14 protein-coding genes and 19 other annotated features are annotated in these 15,652 nt (G+C 54.3%); of the genes, 13 read left to right on the top strand and 1 reads right to left on the bottom strand.

The genetic code is table 11. From position 1 onward, the window contains the following. Window positions 1-29: 29 nt before the first annotated feature. The gene (yfbQ, locus tag STM2331) for a putative aminotransferase (ortho) (RefSeq protein ID NP_461273.1) occupies window positions 30-1,257 on the bottom strand. Within the gene, window positions 30-1,244 belong to an annotated coding region; the region does not span the whole gene. Next, window positions 1,252-1,257: a ribosome-binding site (putative RBS for yfbQ; RegulonDB:STMS1H002461), on the bottom strand. (Overlaps the previous gene by 6 nt.) A gap of 908 nt (window positions 1,258-2,165) precedes the next feature. After that, window positions 2,166-2,171: a ribosome-binding site (putative RBS for lrhA; RegulonDB:STMS1H002460), on the top strand. Here yfbQ and lrhA point away from each other — a divergent pair. From lrhA to nuoL, 13 genes are all read left to right on the top strand, one after another. Next, the gene (lrhA, locus tag STM2330; RefSeq protein ID NP_461272.1) for a LysR family NADH dehydrogenase transcriptional repressor occupies window positions 2,166-3,114 on the top strand. Within the gene, window positions 2,176-3,114 belong to an annotated coding region; the region does not span the whole gene. (Overlaps the previous feature by 6 nt.) A gap of 75 nt (window positions 3,115-3,189) precedes the next feature. Further along, window positions 3,190-3,195: a ribosome-binding site (putative RBS for STM2329; RegulonDB:STMS1H002459), on the top strand. Continuing rightward, window positions 3,190-3,346 (top strand): putative cytoplasmic protein gene (locus tag STM2329; protein NP_461271.1). Within the gene, window positions 3,194-3,346 belong to an annotated coding region; the region does not span the whole gene. It overlaps the preceding feature by 6 nt. Window positions 3,347-3,426: 80 nt before the next feature. Beyond that, window positions 3,427-3,438, top strand: a protein binding site (putative binding site for ArcA, RegulonDB: STMS1H000018). An 84-nt stretch (window positions 3,439-3,522) separates the two neighbouring features. Then, window positions 3,523-3,543, top strand: a protein binding site (putative binding site for NarL, RegulonDB: STMS1H000313). Next, window positions 3,529-3,555: a protein binding site (putative binding site for IHF, RegulonDB: STMS1H000217), on the top strand. (Overlaps the previous feature by 15 nt.) Continuing rightward, window positions 3,544-3,552 (top strand) — a -35 signal (putative -35_signal for nuoA; RegulonDB:STMLTH004538). (Overlaps the previous feature by 9 nt.) After that, window positions 3,544-4,184, top strand: a protein-coding gene (gene nuoA / locus STM2328; RefSeq protein ID NP_461270.1) for an NADH dehydrogenase I chain A. Within the gene, window positions 3,741-4,184 belong to an annotated coding region; the region does not span the whole gene. (Overlaps the previous feature by 9 nt.) Further along, window positions 3,563-3,571 (top strand) — a -10 signal (putative -10_signal for nuoA; RegulonDB:STMLTH004538). Its footprint overlaps the gene before it by 9 nt. Beyond that, window positions 3,603-3,625 (top strand) — a protein binding site (putative binding site for FNR, RegulonDB: STMS1H000176). 4 nt (window positions 4,185-4,188) lie before the next feature. Beyond that, window positions 4,189-4,194 (top strand) — a ribosome-binding site (putative RBS for nuoB; RegulonDB:STMS1H002458). Continuing rightward, window positions 4,189-4,862, top strand: a protein-coding gene (gene nuoB, locus STM2327) for an NADH dehydrogenase I chain B (RefSeq protein NP_461269.1). Within the gene, window positions 4,200-4,862 belong to an annotated coding region; the region does not span the whole gene. (Overlaps the previous feature by 6 nt.) Window positions 4,863-4,934: 72 nt before the next feature. Next, window positions 4,935-4,940, top strand: a ribosome-binding site (putative RBS for nuoC; RegulonDB:STMS1H002457). Continuing rightward, window positions 4,935-6,751, top strand: a protein-coding gene (gene nuoC / locus STM2326) for an NADH dehydrogenase I chain C,D (RefSeq protein ID NP_461268.1). Within the gene, window positions 4,949-6,751 belong to an annotated coding region; the region does not span the whole gene. Its footprint overlaps the feature before it by 6 nt. Further along, window positions 6,740-6,745: a ribosome-binding site (putative RBS for nuoE; RegulonDB:STMS1H002456), on the top strand. Its footprint overlaps the gene before it by 6 nt. Further along, window positions 6,740-7,254 (top strand): NADH dehydrogenase I chain E gene (gene nuoE / locus STM2325; protein ID NP_461267.1). Within the gene, window positions 6,754-7,254 belong to an annotated coding region; the region does not span the whole gene. The genes nuoC and nuoE overlap by 12 nt, the downstream gene beginning before the upstream one ends. Continuing rightward, window positions 7,237-7,242 (top strand) — a ribosome-binding site (putative RBS for nuoF; RegulonDB:STMS1H002455). (Overlaps the previous gene by 6 nt.) Beyond that, the gene (gene nuoF / locus STM2324) for an NADH dehydrogenase I chain F (protein ID NP_461266.1) occupies window positions 7,237-8,588 on the top strand. Within the gene, window positions 7,251-8,588 belong to an annotated coding region; the region does not span the whole gene. Before nuoE ends, nuoF begins: the two co-directional genes overlap by 18 nt. A 16-nt stretch (window positions 8,589-8,604) precedes the next feature. Next, window positions 8,605-8,610 (top strand) — a ribosome-binding site (putative RBS for nuoG; RegulonDB:STMS1H002454). Next, the gene (gene nuoG, locus STM2323) for an NADH dehydrogenase I chain G (protein NP_461265.3) occupies window positions 8,605-11,345 on the top strand. Within the gene, window positions 8,613-11,345 belong to an annotated coding region; the region does not span the whole gene. (Overlaps the previous feature by 6 nt.) Beyond that, window positions 11,331-11,336: a ribosome-binding site (putative RBS for nuoH; RegulonDB:STMS1H002453), on the top strand. Its footprint overlaps the gene before it by 6 nt. After that, window positions 11,331-12,319, top strand: a protein-coding gene (nuoH, locus tag STM2322) for an NADH dehydrogenase I chain H (protein ID NP_461264.1). Within the gene, window positions 11,342-12,319 belong to an annotated coding region; the region does not span the whole gene. Before nuoG ends, nuoH begins: the two co-directional genes overlap by 15 nt. Then, window positions 12,318-12,323, top strand: a ribosome-binding site (putative RBS for nuoI; RegulonDB:STMS1H002452). It overlaps the preceding gene by 2 nt. Continuing rightward, window positions 12,318-12,876, top strand: a protein-coding gene (gene nuoI / locus STM2321; RefSeq protein NP_461263.1) for an NADH dehydrogenase I chain I. Within the gene, window positions 12,334-12,876 belong to an annotated coding region; the region does not span the whole gene. Its footprint overlaps the feature before it by 6 nt. Before nuoH ends, nuoI begins: the two co-directional genes overlap by 2 nt. Beyond that, window positions 12,875-12,880: a ribosome-binding site (putative RBS for nuoJ; RegulonDB:STMS1H002451), on the top strand. It overlaps the preceding gene by 2 nt. After that, the gene (nuoJ, locus tag STM2320) for an NADH dehydrogenase I chain J (RefSeq protein NP_461262.1) occupies window positions 12,875-13,441 on the top strand. Within the gene, window positions 12,887-13,441 belong to an annotated coding region; the region does not span the whole gene. It overlaps the preceding feature by 6 nt. Before nuoI ends, nuoJ begins: the two co-directional genes overlap by 2 nt. Continuing rightward, window positions 13,427-13,432: a ribosome-binding site (putative RBS for nuoK; RegulonDB:STMS1H002450), on the top strand. (Overlaps the previous gene by 6 nt.) Continuing rightward, window positions 13,427-13,740, top strand: a protein-coding gene (nuoK, locus tag STM2319; protein ID NP_461261.1) for an NADH dehydrogenase I chain K. Within the gene, window positions 13,438-13,740 belong to an annotated coding region; the region does not span the whole gene. The genes nuoJ and nuoK overlap by 15 nt, the downstream gene beginning before the upstream one ends. Further along, window positions 13,726-13,731 (top strand) — a ribosome-binding site (putative RBS for nuoL; RegulonDB:STMS1H002449). It overlaps the preceding gene by 6 nt. After that, window positions 13,726-15,578 (top strand): NADH dehydrogenase I chain L gene (gene nuoL, locus STM2318; protein ID NP_461260.1). Within the gene, window positions 13,737-15,578 belong to an annotated coding region; the region does not span the whole gene. The genes nuoK and nuoL overlap by 15 nt, the downstream gene beginning before the upstream one ends. Window positions 15,579-15,652: the final 74 nt, after the last annotated feature.

Raw genomic sequence — 15,652 nt, 5'->3', positions numbered from 1 at the left:
CAGGCTACCGAAGTAGCCTGAATTTAAGATTATTGATGGTAACCTGAGAGGAAACGCCCAAAACGGTTGATGGCCATCTCCAGGTCATCTTCACGCGGTAGCGTCACAATGCGGAAGTGATCTGGCCACGGCCAGTTAAAGGCGGTACCTTGCACCAGCAGCACCTTTTCCTGTAGCAGGAAGTCCAGCACCATCTTCTGGTCGTCGTGAATATTAAAACGTTTAGCGTCGATCCTGGGGAACATGTACAACGCGCCGCGCGGTTTTACGCAGGAAACGCCGGGAATATCGTTAATCAACTCCCAGGCGCGGTTACGCTGTTCATACAGTCGACCGCCCGGCAGAATAAATTCACTAATGCTTTGATAGCCGCCGAGCGCGGTCTGAATAGCATGTTGCGCCGGGACGTTGGCGCACAGGCGCATTGAGGCTAACATCTCCAGCCCTTCAATATAGCCTTTCGCATGTTTTTTCGGCCCGTTCAGCACCATCCAGCCCTGGCGGAAGCCGGCGACGCGATAGGTTTTAGACAACCCATTAAAGGTGATGGTCAGCAGATCAGGCGCCAGTGCGGCGATAGAGTGATGCTCGGCATCGTCATAGAGAATCTTGTCATAAATTTCATCGGCGAAGATGATGAGATTATGCTCGCGCGCAATGTTGACAATTTCCATCAACAATTCTTTAGAATAGACGGCGCCAGTAGGGTTGTTTGGATTAATAATGACAATACCACGCGTACGTGGGGTGATTTTGGCGCGGATATCGTCAAGGTCCGGGAACCAGTCGGAAGATTCATCGCAAAGATAATGTACCGCCTTGCCGCTGGAGAGCGATACCGCCGCTGTCCATAACGGATAATCGGGCGCGGGAACCAGCATTTCATCGCCACTGTTAAGCAACGCCTGCATCGCCTGAACGATCAGCTCGGAAACGCCGTTACCGATATAGATATCTTCCACGGTTACATCGCGCATTCCACGGGCCTGATAATGCTGCATAATCGCTTTACGGGCGGAATAAAGCCCTTTCGAGTCGCAATATCCTTGCGCCGTCGGCAAATTACGAATGACATCGACCAGAATTTCGTCCGGCGCTTCGAATCCGAAGGGGGCGGGGTTGCCGATATTCAGTTTAAGAACTTTATTACCTTCTTCCTCAAGGCGTTTCGCTTCTTTCAGAACGGGGCCACGAATGTCATAACAGACATTTTCGAGTTTGCTGGATTTTTCAATGGGGGACATGAATCTTGACCTTTTAGCTGTTATTGCCACTCCCTGCCGTGGAAGTCAGCACGAAACAATGTACTCCCACGACGGTGAGTTTTGAAGAGTGAACAGAAGAAGATTTTGTTTATTTTTAACGCGCTTTCGAACTGTTTAAAACTTCATAAAATCATTTAGTTAGATGTATTTTCTATTTTTTTCTGTATGTATGGTGTTTTGTTCTATATGATTGCGCGTAATGTGGTTTTTTATGTTGTCATAAATTATCTGTTTTATGAGAGATAAGCATTCATCATTAGTGTCGCGTCGGCTATTTCGGAAATACTGAGTATTAAAGGTAAAATGAGAAGGTTAGACCTTTCCGGCGGCGGGGGGTGTGAAACTATTGTTAAGTATAATTAATGAATGGTAGAAATCTTAATTAATTATTATTTAATATTTAAAAAGCATTTACTAAAGTCGTAATAATATCTTTCTGGTCCGATTAGTATAACATATCCCAGGTTAAGATTATTCGTAATAATACTTATAAATATAGCGGTTTTAGGTTAAGATAATGATCCGAAACGGGGGCGTAGTCTGCGTTGTCTGCTAATTATCATGACGCGATTTTATACATAACCTATTGTTCAATATATTGTTTTTGTATCTGTGCGTCTCGGTAAACTATTTGACGCTGTTACAAGATTTACACGTCCATCATTAGCAGAAATCTGTAGACGCCTAAAGGTATGACAAATTCTCTTTGATATATCCCGATCAGTTGCATTTGGTATTATATCAGTAAGTAAGAGAAGTGTTTTGGTCGTATTTTCAATTACATTCTAACATTTACCTGGGTAACCAGGCGGTACTGCGAAGGATGCACATTACAAATGGAATTGCTTGTTTCTGAATGCACAGCATTAACCAGGTCAGCCCGATATGACCCGCCAGTAAGTGAAAAATTATGATAAATGCAAATCGTCCGATAATTAACCTCGATCTCGATCTGCTGAGAACGTTCGTGGCCGTTGCCGATCTGAACACCTTCGCCGCGGCGGCGGCGGCGGTATGTCGTACTCAGTCTGCGGTCAGTCAGCAAATGCAGCGTCTTGAGCAACTCGTGGGAAAGGAATTGTTCGCCCGCCATGGCCGTAACAAACTTTTGACCGAACACGGTATCCAGCTTCTGGGGTACGCCAGAAAAATCCTGCGTTTTAATGATGAGGCGTGTTCATCATTAATGTTCAGTAATCTTCAGGGAGTGTTAACAATCGGCGCTTCTGATGAATCAGCTGATACTATCCTGCCTTTTTTGCTTAGCCGAATCAGCTCGGTTTATCCGAAACTCGCGCTTGATGTACGGGTAAAACGCAACGCCTATATGGTGGACATGGTTAAATCGCAGGAAGTAGATTTGGTGGTGACGACTAACCAACCTCATTCGCTGGACTGTCTGAATTTGCGGACCTCGCCCACCCATTGGTATTGTGCGGCTGAGTATGTTTTGCAAAGGGGAGAGCCCGTACCACTAGTCCTGCTGGACGATCCCAGCCCATTCCGCGATATGGTGCTGGAGACGCTAAATGCAGCGGGTATTCCCTGGCGGCTGGCCTATGTGGCGTCTACATTACCGGCGGTACGCGCGGCCGTTAAAGCCGGTCTTGGCGTAACGGCTCGACCTGTCGAAATGATGAGTCCCGACCTTCGCGTGCTGGGCGCCGCAGACGGATTACCGCCTTTGCCGGATACGGAATATCTGTTGTGCCGCGATCCCAATAGCCAGAACGAGCTGGCGATGGTGATTTTCCATGCGATGGAAAGCTACCAAAACCCATGGCATTACAACCAGTTTTCTGCAGAGGGCGGAGATGATCCGCTGATGGTGGAAGGGGGTTTTGAGTAGCTCGCAGGCAAAAGGCGCTAAGTCGTAAATGTAAAAAAGAGCCGCTGGCGATGAAAAAACGCTCAGTGGCTCTTTTTTTGTGCCCATCTGTACGCGCTTAACCGCACAAATTGTAAAAGTTGCGGTAAATCAGCCAGTAGCGATTCGCAGTTCAATGTGGGCAAAAAATAACCAGAACATCCATTTTATGAATTTGCATGTTAAAAAACTAGAGAAATTGTTGCTGTTTTAGGGGGTGAATTAACAAAAGCGTGTCACAGATCAAGAAAATACTCCCATTTAGGGGGAGGCATCTTCACAAATTCCTGTCAAAATAGGTGTGTGTTATTTCTTTTGCTTCACAACGGACACGATTCAACAACATAAAATCCCCCCTGGTCGAAGAGTCATTTTCTCCAGGATGGCACTTAATGTTAATGGTGATGAATTGATGTAAATTAATGTGAAGGAACTTTTGTTAAAGTTGACAAAAGGTTATAGAAAGGAGTAAAAAACCACATCAATTAGCTGTTTTTATCATTTTCTACAGTAATTGTAGGGTTTTTTTTATTCCTCCCCATGAATCGATGTGGCGCCCATCTGCCGTAAAGAGCAGAGAAACTGGCGCTACTTTTGATGAGTAAGCAATGAGTATGTCAACATCCACTGAAGTCATCGCTCATCACTGGGCATTCGCTATCTTTCTTATCGTTGCCATTGGCCTGTGCTGCCTGATGCTGGTAGGCGGTTGGTTTTTGGGCGGTCGCGCACGCGCGAGGCACAAGAACGTTCCGTTTGAATCAGGTATCGATTCGGTCGGCACCGCCCGCTTACGCCTGTCTGCCAAGTTTTACCTGGTAGCCATGTTCTTCGTTATCTTCGACGTTGAAGCGCTGTATCTGTTCGCATGGTCGACTTCTATCCGCGAAAGCGGCTGGGTTGGCTTTGTGGAAGCTGCAATTTTTATTTTTGTGTTACTGGCTGGTCTGGTTTATCTGGCGCGTATTGGCGCGTTGGACTGGACGCCCGCGCGTTCACGCCGCGAGCGTATGAACCCGGAAACGAACAGTATCGCTAATCGTCAACGCTAACCGCGAGGCATTAAGATGGATTATACGCTCACCCGCATAGATCCTAACGGTGAGAATGACCGTTACCCCCTGCAAAAACAGGAGATCGTAACCGACCCCCTGGAGCAGGAAGTTAACAAAAACGTGTTCATGGGCAAACTGCATGACATGGTTAACTGGGGCCGTAAAAACTCAATTTGGCCCTACAACTTCGGCCTTTCTTGCTGCTATGTAGAGATGGTGACCTCTTTTACCGCAGTGCATGACGTTGCCCGTTTCGGCGCGGAAGTGCTGCGTGCGTCGCCACGTCAGGCTGACCTGATGGTGGTGGCCGGTACCTGCTTTACCAAAATGGCCCCGGTTATTCAGCGTCTGTATGACCAAATGCTGGAGCCAAAATGGGTCATTTCTATGGGCGCCTGCGCCAACTCCGGCGGCATGTACGATATTTATTCGGTAGTGCAGGGCGTTGATAAGTTCATCCCGGTGGATGTGTATATCCCTGGCTGTCCGCCGCGTCCGGAAGCGTATATGCAGGCGTTGATGCTGCTGCAAGAATCGATTGGCAAAGAGCGCCGTCCGCTCTCATGGGTGGTGGGCGATCAGGGCGTGTATCGCGCCAATATGCAGCCAGAACGCGAACGTAAACGCGGCGAGCGTATTGCCGTCACGAACCTGCGTACCCCGGACGAGATTTAATTTGCGCCTGTCGGCAGCAGCACTTCACTTCGCTAACCACTATTTTAATAGCGCGAAGCACTGCCGACCACCACGGACCATTTGCAATGGTGAACAATATGACCGACTTAACCGCGCAAGACGCTGCATGGAGTACCCGCGATCATCTTGATGATCCGGTTATCGGCGAACTGCGCAACCGTTTTGGGCCGGATGCCTTTACCGTTCAGGCGACCCGCACCGGTATCCCCGTTGTTTGGGTCAAGCGTGAACAACTACTGGAGGTTGGCGATTTCTTAAAGAAACTGCCGAAACCTTACGTCATGCTGTTTGACTTACACGGCATGGATGAACGCCTGCGTACGCACCGTGACGGGTTACCCGCCGCGGATTTTTCCGTTTTCTACCACCTGATTTCCATTGAGCGTAATCGCGATATCATGCTCAAGGTGGCGTTGTCTGAAAACGACCTGCGCGTGCCGACCTTCACTAAACTTTTCCCTAACGCCAACTGGTACGAGCGTGAGACCTGGGAGATGTTTGGTATTGATATCGAAGGCCACCCGCACCTGACGCGCATCATGATGCCGCAAACCTGGGAAGGCCATCCGCTGCGTAAAGATTATCCGGCGCGCGCGACCGAATTCGACCCGTTTGAGCTGACCAAAGCCAAGCAGGATCTGGAAATGGAAGCGCTGACCTTTAAGCCGGAAGACTGGGGGATGAAGCGCGGGACTGACAACGAGGACTTTATGTTCCTCAACCTCGGCCCGAACCACCCGTCTGCGCACGGTGCGTTTCGTATTATCCTGCAACTTGACGGTGAAGAAATCGTCGACTGCGTGCCGGATATCGGCTATCACCACCGCGGCGCCGAAAAAATGGGCGAGCGCCAGTCCTGGCATAGCTACATTCCCTATACCGACCGTATCGAATACCTCGGTGGTTGCGTCAATGAAATGCCGTACGTGCTGGCGGTAGAAAAGTTGGCAGGGATCACCGTCCCGGATCGTGTGAACGTCATCCGCGTGATGCTCTCCGAACTGTTCCGCATTAACAGTCATCTGCTGTACATCTCGACCTTTATTCAGGACGTCGGCGCGATGACGCCGGTCTTCTTTGCCTTTACCGACCGGCAGAAAATTTATGACCTGGTGGAAGCCATTACCGGTTTCCGTATGCACCCGGCCTGGTTCCGTATCGGCGGCGTCGCGCACGACTTGCCGCGCGGTTGGGATCGCCTGCTGCGAGAGTTCCTTGAGTGGATGCCGAAGCGTCTGGATTCTTACGAGAAAGCCGCGCTGCGTAACACTATTCTGAAAGGGCGTTCGCAGGGCGTTGCCGCTTACGGCGCGAAAGAGGCGCTGGAGTGGGGCACCACCGGCGCAGGGCTGCGCGCGACCGGGATCGACTTCGACGTACGTAAATGGCGTCCATACTCTGGCTACGAAAACTTTGACTTTGAAGTGCCGGTGGGTGGCGGCGTTTCCGACTGCTATACCCGCGTGATGCTGAAAGTGGAAGAGCTGCGCCAGAGTCTGCGCATTCTTCAGCAGTGCCTCGATAACATGCCGGAAGGCCCGTTCAAAGCGGATCACCCGCTGACCACGCCGCCGCCGAAAGAGCGCACGCTGCAACATATCGAAACCCTGATCACCCACTTCCTGCAGGTCTCCTGGGGCCCGGTGATGCCGGCGCAGGAGTCCTTCCAGATGGTGGAAGCGACGAAGGGGATTAACAGTTACTACCTGACCAGCGACGGCAGCACTATGAGCTACCGTACCCGCGTGCGCACGCCGAGCTTTGCGCACTTGCAGCAGATTCCCTCGGCGATCCGCGGTAGCCTGGTCTCCGACCTGATTGTCTATCTGGGTAGTATCGATTTTGTTATGTCAGATGTGGACCGCTAATTATGCACGAGAATCAACAACCACAAACCGAGGCTTTTGAGCTGAGTGCGGCAGAGCGTGAAGCGATAGAGCACGAGAAGCACCACTACGAAGACCCGCGTGCGGCGTCCATTGAAGCGCTGAAAATTGTTCAGAAGCAGCGTGGCTGGGTGCCGGACGGCGCGATCTACGCTATTGCCGATGTGCTGGGTATTCCGGCGAGCGACGTCGAAGGCGTCGCCACATTCTACAGCCAGATCTTCCGTCAGCCGGTCGGTCGCCACGTGATTCGCTACTGCGACAGCGTGGTGTGCCATATCACCGGCTATCAGGGGATTCAGGCCGCGCTGGAAAAAAATCTCAACATCAAACCGGGGCAGACGACCTTTGATGGTCGCTTTACGCTGCTGCCGACCTGCTGCCTGGGGAATTGCGATAAAGGGCCGAACATGATGATTGATGAGGATACTCACAGCCATCTGACCCCGGAAGCCATTCCTGAACTACTGGAGCGGTATAAATGAAAAACGTTATCCGTACTCCCGAAACCCATCCGCTGACCTGGCGTCTGCGCGATGACAAACAGCCGGTCTGGCTGGATGAATATCGTAGCAAAAACGGCTACGAAGGCGCGCGTAAGGCGCTGACCGGCCTGTCTCCGGATGAAATCGTCAGCCAGGTAAAAGACGCCGGTCTGAAAGGGCGCGGCGGCGCGGGCTTTTCCACCGGTCTGAAGTGGAGCCTGATGCCGAAAGATGAATCCATGAACATCCGTTACCTGCTGTGTAACGCCGATGAAATGGAACCGGGCACCTATAAAGACCGTCTGCTGATGGAACAACTGCCGCACCTGCTGGTGGAAGGTATGTTGATCTCCGCGTTCGCGCTGAAAGCGTATCGTGGTTACATCTTCCTGCGCGGCGAATATATCGAAGCGGCTGTACATCTGCGCCGTGCGATTGCCGAAGCAACCGAGGCCGGGCTGCTTGGCAAAAATATCATGGGCACCGGGTTCGACTTTGAACTGTTTGTCCACACCGGGGCAGGGCGTTACATCTGTGGTGAAGAAACGGCGCTGATTAACTCCCTCGAAGGCCGCCGCGCGAACCCGCGCTCCAAGCCGCCTTTCCCGGCGACCTCCGGCGTATGGGGCAAGCCGACCTGTGTGAATAACGTCGAAACGTTGTGTAACGTCCCGGCAATCCTCGCCAACGGCGTGGAGTGGTACCAGAACATCTCGAAAAGCAAAGATGCGGGTACCAAGCTGATGGGCTTCTCGGGCCGCGTGAAGAATCCGGGCCTGTGGGAATTACCGTTCGGCACCACCGCGCGCGAGATCCTCGAAGACTACGCCGGCGGTATGCGCGATGGCCTGAAATTCAAAGCCTGGCAGCCGGGCGGGGCGGGAACCGACTTCCTGACCGAGGCGCATCTTGACCTGCCGATGGAGTTCGAAAGCATCGGTAAAGCAGGCAGCCGTCTGGGCACCGCGCTGGCGATGGCGGTAGACCACGAAATCGGCATGGTGTCGCTGGTGCGTAACCTGGAAGAGTTCTTTGCCCGCGAATCCTGCGGCTGGTGTACGCCATGCCGCGACGGGCTGCCGTGGAGCGTGAAAATTCTGCGCGCGCTGGAGCGTGGCGAAGGCCAGCCGGGGGATATCGAGACACTTGAGCAACTGTGTCGTTTCCTCGGACCGGGTAAAACCTTCTGCGCGCATGCGCCGGGCGCGGTTGAGCCACTGCAAAGCGCAATTAAGTATTTCCGCGAAGAATTCGAAGCTGGCATCAAGCAGCCGTTCAGTAATACCCATTTAATCAATGGTATTCAGCCGAACCTGCTCAAAGAGCGCTGGTGAGTTAACGATTTTTAATTTGGAAGCATGCTAATGGCTACGATTCATGTAGACGGCAAAGAATACGAGGTCAATGGCGCGGACAACCTGCTACAGGCATGTCTGTCCCTCGGCCTTGATATTCCGTATTTTTGCTGGCACCCGGCGCTGGGAAGCGTCGGTGCTTGCCGCCAGTGTGCGGTGAAGCAATACCAAAACGCGGAAGATACGCGTGGTCGCCTGGTGATGTCCTGTATGACGCCAGCCACCGACGGTACCTTTATCTCTATTGACGACGAAGAAGCGAAACAGTTCCGTGAAAGCGTGGTGGAGTGGCTGATGACTAACCACCCGCACGACTGTCCGGTCTGTGAAGAGGGCGGTAACTGCCATCTTCAGGATATGACCGTGATGACGGGGCACAGTTTCCGTCGCTACCGTTTCACCAAACGTACCCACCGCAACCAGGATCTGGGGCCGTTCATCTCGCACGAAATGAACCGCTGCATCGCCTGCTACCGTTGTGTGCGTTACTACAAAGATTATGCCGACGGCACCGATCTGGGCGTCTATGGCGCGCATGACAACGTCTACTTCGGGCGTCCGGAAGACGGTACGCTGGAAAGCGAATTCTCCGGTAACCTGGTCGAGATTTGCCCGACCGGCGTCTTCACCGATAAAACGCACTCCGAGCGTTACAACCGTAAATGGGACATGCAGTTTGCGCCGAGCATCTGTCAGCAGTGTTCCATCGGCTGTAACATCAGCCCGGGCGAGCGCTATGGCGAATTACGCCGTATCGAAAACCGTTACAACGGTACCGTTAACCACTACTTCCTCTGCGACCGCGGTCGTTTCGGCTATGGCTATGTGAACCTGAAAGACCGTCCGCGTCAGCCGGTTCAGCGCCGTGGCGATGACTTCATCACCCTCAACGCCGAGCAGGCGATGCAGGGCGCGGCGGATATTCTGCGCCAGTCGAAGAAAGTGATCGGTATCGGTTCGCCACGCGCCAGCATTGAGAGCAACTTTGCGCTGCGTGAGCTGGTTGGTGCGGAAAACTTCTACACCGGTATCGCGCGCGGCGAGCAGGAACGTCTGCAACTGGCGCTGAAAGTGCTGCGTGAAGGCGGAATTTACACCCCGGCGCTGCGGGAGATCGAATCTTATGACGCGGTACTGGTCTTGGGTGAGGATGTCACTCAGACCGGCGCGCGCGTTGCGCTGGCGGTACGCCAGGCGGTGAAAGGTAAAGCGCGTGAAATGGCGGCGGCGCAGAAAGTGGCCGACTGGCAGATTGCGGCCATCCTTAACATCGGCCAGCGTGCCAAACATCCGCTGTTCGTGACCAACGTGGATGACACCCGTCTGGATGATATCGCCGCCTGGACCTATCGCGCGCCGGTGGAAGATCAGGCGCGCCTGGGCTTTGCGATTGCTCATGCGCTGGACAATACAGCGCCTGCGGTTGACGGTATCGACAGCGACTTACAAAACAAAATTGATGTCATTGTGCAGGCGTTGGCCGGCGCGAAAAAACCGCTGATTATCTCCGGCACTAACGCCGGTAGCAGTGAGGTGATTCAGGCGGCCGCCAACGTGGCGAAAGCGCTGAAAGGCCGTGGCGCCGACGTCGGTATTACTATGATTGCCCGCTCCGTGAACAGCATGGGGCTGGGTATGATGGGCGGCGGTTCGCTTGATGATGCGTTGGGCGAGCTGGAAACCGGCAGCGCGGACGCCGTGGTGGTGCTGGAAAACGATCTCCACCGTCATGCAAGCGCTACGCGCGTGAACGCTGCGCTCGCCAAAGCGCCGCTGGTGATGGTGGTTGACCATCAGCGCACGGCGATTATGGAAAACGCGCATCTGGTGCTTTCCGCGGCAAGCTTCGCCGAAAGCGATGGTACGGTCATCAACAACGAAGGCCGCGCGCAGCGCTTCTTCCAGGTTTATGATCCGGCCTACTACGATAACAAGACGATTATGCTGGAAAGCTGGCGCTGGCTGCATTCACTGCACAGCACCGTCGAAAACCGCGAAGTGGACTGGACTCAGCTTGACCACGTGATCGACGCGGTCATTGCCGCCATGCCGCAATTTGCCGGCATTAAGGACGCCGCGCCGGATGCGACCTTCCGCATTCGTGGGCAGAAGCTGGCGCGCGAACCGCATCGTTACAGCGGTCGTACGGCGATGCGCGCCAATATCAGCGTGCATGAACCACGTCAGCCGCAGGATAAAGACACCATGTTCGCCTTCTCAATGGAAGGGAATAACCAACCGACTGCCCCGCGATCTGAAATTCCGTTCGCCTGGGCGCCGGGCTGGAACTCCCCGCAGGCGTGGAACAAATTCCAGGATGAAGTGGGCGGCAAACTGCGTCACGGCGATCCGGGCGTGCGTTTGATTGAAGCGACTGAGGGCGGTCTGGATTATTTCACTACCGTGCCGGCAAGCTTCCAGGCGCAGGACGGTCAGTGGCGTATTGCGCCGTATTACCACCTGTTTGGCAGCGACGAATTGTCTCAGCGTTCTCCGGTCTTCCAGAGCCGTATGCCGCAGCCGTATATCAAACTTAACCCGGCGGATGCCGCGAAGTTGGGCGTCAATGCCGGGACGCGCGTCTCCTTTAGCTACGATGGCAATACGGTGACGCTGCCGGTTGAAATCTCTGAAGGGTTAGCGGCAGGGCAGGTAGGGCTGCCGATGGGTATGCCTGGCATCGCGCCGGTTCTGGCTGGCGCGCGTCTTGAGGATCTGCGGGAGGCGCAACAATGAGTTGGATTACACCGGATCTGATTGAGATCCTGCTGAGCATTCTCAAAGCGGTGGTGATTCTGCTGGTGGTCGTCACCTGCGGGGCCTTCATGAGCTTTGGCGAACGTCGTCTGCTGGGTCTGTTCCAGAACCGTTATGGACCAAACCGCGTTGGCTGGGGCGGCTCGCTCCAGCTGGTCGCGGATATGATCAAGATGTTCTTTAAAGAAGACTGGATCCCGAAATTCTCGGATCGCGTCATCTTTACCCTGGCGCCGATGATCGCGTTTACTTCGCTGCTGCTCTCCTTCGCCATTGTGCCGGTTAGCCCTAATTGGGTGGTGGCCGATTTAAACATCGGGATTTTGTTCTTCCTGATGATGGCCGGTCTGGCGGTTTACGCGGTGCTGTTCGCCGGTTGGTCGAGCAACAACAAATACTCGCTGCTGGGCGCGATGCGCGCGTCTGCCCAGACGGTGAGCTACGAAGTGTTTCTTGGTCTTTCCCTGATGGGCGTGGTGGCGCAGGCCGGTTCATTTAATATGACCGATATCGTCAATAACCAGGCGCATCTGTGGAACGTGATTCCGCAATTCTTTGGGTTTGTTACTTTCGCCATCGCGGGCGTAGCGGTCTGTCACCGTCACCCGTTTGACCAGCCGGAAGCCGAACAGGAACTGGCGGACGGTTACCACATCGAATATTCCGGGATGAAATTCGGTCTGTTCTTCGTGGGGGAGTACATCGGCATCGTCACCGTTTCCGCGCTGATGGTAACGCTGTTCTTCGGTGGCTGGCATGGCCCGTTCTTACCGCCATTCGTCTGGTTCGCGCTGAAAACCGCGTTCTTCATGATGATGTTCATTTTGATTCGTGCGTCGTTACCGCGTCCGCGTTATGACCAGGTAATGTCCTTCGGCTGGAAAGTTTGCCTGCCGCTGACGCTCATCAACTTGCTGGTAACGGCGGCTGTCATTCTGTGGCAGGCGCAATAAGGGACACAAAGACCATGACCTTAAAAGAATTATTAGTAGGTTTCGGCACTCAGGTACGCAGTATCTGGATGATCGGCCTGCATGCGTTCGCCAAACGCGAAACGCGGATGTATCCGGAAGAGCCGGTCTATTTACCGCCCCGTTACCGTGGTCGTATCGTGCTCACGCGCGACCCGGACGGTGAAGAGCGCTGCGTTGCCTGTAACCTGTGCGCGGTAGCCTGTCCGGTAGGCTGTATCTCTCTGCAAAAAGCGGAGACCAAAGATGGCCGCTGGTATCCGGAATTTTTCCGCATTAACTTCTCACGCTGCATCTTCTGCGGCCTGTGCGAAGAAGCGTGCCCGACCACGGCGATTCAGTTGACCCCGGACTTCGAACTGGGCGAATACAAACGTCAGGATCTGGTGTACGAAAAAGAGGATCTGCTGATTTCCGGTCCGGGCAAATACCCGGAATATAACTTCTACCGGATGGCGGGTATGGCAATCGACGGCAAAGATAAAGGCGAAGCAGAGAACGAAGCCAAGCCTATCGACGTCAAGAGCCTGTTACCGTAAGGAGAGGGCAATGGAATTCGCTTTTTATATCTGTGGCCTGATAGCCATCCTCGCGACCCTGCGAGTGATCACCCATACCAATCCGGTACACGCGCTGTTGTATCTGGTGATATCGCTACTGGCGATTTCCGGGGTGTTCTTTTCGCTGGGCGCTTACTTTGCCGGTGCGCTGGAAATTATCGTCTACGCAGGCGCCATCATGGTGCTGTTTGTGTTCGTGGTGATGATGCTCAACCTCGGCGGCAGCGAAATCGAACAGGAACGCCAGTGGCTGAAGCCGCAGGTGTGGATTGGTCCGGCGGTTTTGTCGGCCATTATGCTGGCGGTCATTGTGTACGCCATTCTGGGCGTTAACGACCAGGGCATCGACGGCACGCCGATTAGCGCGAAAGCGGTGGGCATTACGCTGTTCGGGCCTTATGTTCTGGCGGTCGAACTGGCGTCTATGCTGCTGCTGGCAGGCCTGGTGGTGGCGTTCCACGTCGGTCGTGAAGAGCGTGCGGGCGAAGTGCTAAGCAACCGCGCCGATGACCGCGCGAAAAGAAAAACGGAGGAGCGCGCATGATCCCCTTAACACACGGACTGATCCTCGCTGCGATTTTATTCGTCCTGGGTTTAACCGGTCTGGTTATCCGCCGCAATCTGCTGTTTATGCTGATTGGGCTGGAAATCATGATTAACGCCTCCGCGCTGGCCTTTGTGGTCGCCGGGAGCTACTGGGGCCAGACCGATGGTCAGGTGATGTACATTCTCGCCATCAGCCTTGCGGCTGCGGAAGCGAGTATTGGACTTGCGCTGTTGCTGCAACTCCATCGCCGTCGCCAGAACCTGAACATCGATTCAGTAAGTGAGATGCGTGGATGAACATGCTTGCCTTAACCATTATTCTGCCATTGATTGGCTTTGTACTGCTGGCGTTCTCTCGCGGACGCTGGTCGGAAAATCTCTCCGCGACCATTGGCGTGGGCTCCGTTGGTCTGGCGGCGTTGGTGACAGCGTTTGTCGGGATGGATTTCTTCGCCAACGGCAAACAGGCGTTCAGCCAGCCGCTGTGGACGTGGATGTCGGTCGGTAACTTTAACATCGGTTTTAACCTGGTGCTGGACGGCCTGTCGCTGACCATGCTCTCTGTGGTCACCGGCGTCGGCTTCCTGATCCACATGTTTGCGTCCTGGTACATGCGTGGAGAAGAGGGCTACTCCCGCTTCTTCGCTTATACCAACCTGTTTATCGCCAGCATGGTGGTTCTGGTGCTGTCCGATAACCTGCTGTTGATGTACCTCGGCTGGGAAGGCGTGGGCCTGTGCTCTTATCTGTTGATCGGCTTCTATTACAGCGATCCGAAGAATGGCGCGGCGGCAATGAAAGCCTTCGTGGTGACCCGTGTCGGTGACGTATTCCTCGCCTTCGCGCTGTTCATCCTCTACAACGAACTGGGCACGCTGAACTTCCGCGAAATGGTCGAGCTGGCGCCAGCGCACTTTGCTGACGGCAACAACATGCTGATGTGGGCGACGCTGATGCTGCTGGGCGGCGCGGTCGGTAAATCTGCGCAGCTACCGTTGCAGACCTGGCTTGCCGACGCGATGGCCGGTCCGACGCCGGTCTCCGCGCTGATCCACGCCGCCACCATGGTGACCGCCGGTGTCTACCTGATCGCTCGTACCCATGGTCTGTTCCTGATGACCCCGGAAATTCTGCATCTGGTGGGCATTATCGGGGCGATTACGCTGGTAATGGCAGGTTTCGCCGCGCTGGTGCAGACCGACATCAAACGCGTGCTGGCCTATTCCACCATGAGCCAGATTGGCTACATGTTCCTGGCGCTTGGCGTACAGGCGTGGGATGCGGCGATTTTCCATCTGATGACCCATGCGTTCTTCAAAGCGCTGCTGTTCCTGGCGTCCGGTTCCGTCATTCTGGCCTGCCATCACGAACAGAACATCTTTAAGATGGGCGGTCTGCGTAAGTCCATTCCGCTGGTGTATGCCTGCTTCCTGGTGGGGGGCGCGGCGCTGTCGGCGCTGCCGCTGGTCACTGCGGGCTTCTTCAGTAAGGATGAGATTCTGGCCGGGGCGATGGCGAACGGTCATATCAATCTGATGGTGGCGGGTCTGGTCGGCGCGTTCATGACCTCCCTGTACACCTTCCGGATGATTTTCATCGTATTCCACGGTAAAGAACAAATTCATGCTCATGCAGGGAAGGGGATTACCCACCATCTGCCGCTGATTGTCCTGATGATTCTGTCTACCTTTGTTGGCGCGCTGATTGTGCCGCCGCTGCAGGGGGTGCTGCCGCAGACAACTGAACTGGCGCATGGTCGCGTCATGACGCTGGAAATTACCTCTGGCGTAGTGGCGATTGCCGGCATTCTGATTGCCGCATGGCTGTGGCTGGGTAAACGTACGCTGGTGACGTCGATCGCCAACAGCGCGCCGGGCCGTCTGCTGGGCACCTGGTGGTATAACGCCTGGGGCTTTGACTGGCTGTACGACAAAGTATTCGTCAAGCCATTCCTCGGTATCGCCTGGCTGCTGAAGCGCGACCCGCTTAATGCGTTGATGAACATTCCGGCTATCCTTTCCCGTTTTGCAGGCAAAGGCCTGGTACTGAGCGAGAACGGTTATTTGCGCTGGTATGTGGCATCCATGAGCATCGGCGCTGTCGTTGTGCTGGCACTGTTGATGGTACTGCGTTGAGTTTGTTGGCTGGATGAACGACTGCCGGATGGCGCAGTGCTTATCCGGCCTACAAACCCAAAAATAATTTTTAG

The organism is Salmonella enterica subsp. enterica serovar Typhimurium str. LT2, from assembly GCF_000006945.2.
Classification (GTDB): Bacteria; Pseudomonadota; Gammaproteobacteria; order Enterobacterales; family Enterobacteriaceae; genus Salmonella; species Salmonella enterica.
The sequence above is the reverse complement of the archived record's forward strand: the minus strand, read 5'-3'. Positions and strand labels throughout refer to the sequence as shown.